Genomic DNA, 736 nt, shown 5'->3' on the forward strand with positions numbered 1-736 from the left:
CATAACATTTTAATAGTGCGCATGCGCGTTTAGACAATTCCAAAAAGTTCTAATGAACGCCGTAAGTAACTGAATCAAAGTTACTTTACGAAATTACTCACAGAAACTGAAAATGGAAAAACGAGCATGCGCGTTTACACATTTATCCACAGCGCGTTATTTCTGATGCGGATATTCTTATTCATTGATACTAAAAGACTTTCAGGCATGCTACCAGTGCAGACACGCAATTTTTTGATTATTTTTCAGACAATCCGTGCCAAAAATTGGCAAGCTAAAAAATATACTGTATATTTATACAGATTTAGGTCAATTATCCACAAGGAGTGTGTGATGTCTTCCAGCCCTTTTCTTAACTTTATTCGTAATGAACTCAGGCTGCGCGGCTATAGCTTAAAAACAGAGAAGTCTTACCTGTATTGGATTAAATATTTTATTCGATTCCATAAGCTGCAGCACCCTCAAAATATGGGGGCAGAAGAAGTAAGAGCGTTTTTATCATTTTTGGCAATTGAACAAAATGTTGCAATTAACACACAAAAATCTGCCCTTAATGCCCTCGCATTTTTATATAACAAGTTACTTGATCAACCATTAGGAGACTTAGGATTTCAGCATGCTAAACAAGGTCGGCGCTTACCCATTGTTTTAGCACCTAACGACATTCAGAAAATACTAAGCTGCTTGAATGAACGGGATCACTTAATGTTCTCATTGCTATATGGCTCAGGACTTA

General features: G+C 36.8%; 1 protein-coding gene. It reads left to right on the plus strand.

Features of this window, described 5'->3' with window-relative positions:
• Positions 1-126: 126 nt before the first annotated feature.
• Positions 127-736: phage integrase N-terminal SAM-like domain-containing protein (locus MSP8886_RS21800; protein WP_245659175.1), on the plus strand; the 610-nt coding region annotated here is incomplete at its 3' end.

The organism is Marinomonas spartinae (assembly GCF_900089775.1).
GTDB lineage: Bacteria > Pseudomonadota > Gammaproteobacteria > Pseudomonadales > Marinomonadaceae > Marinomonas > Marinomonas spartinae.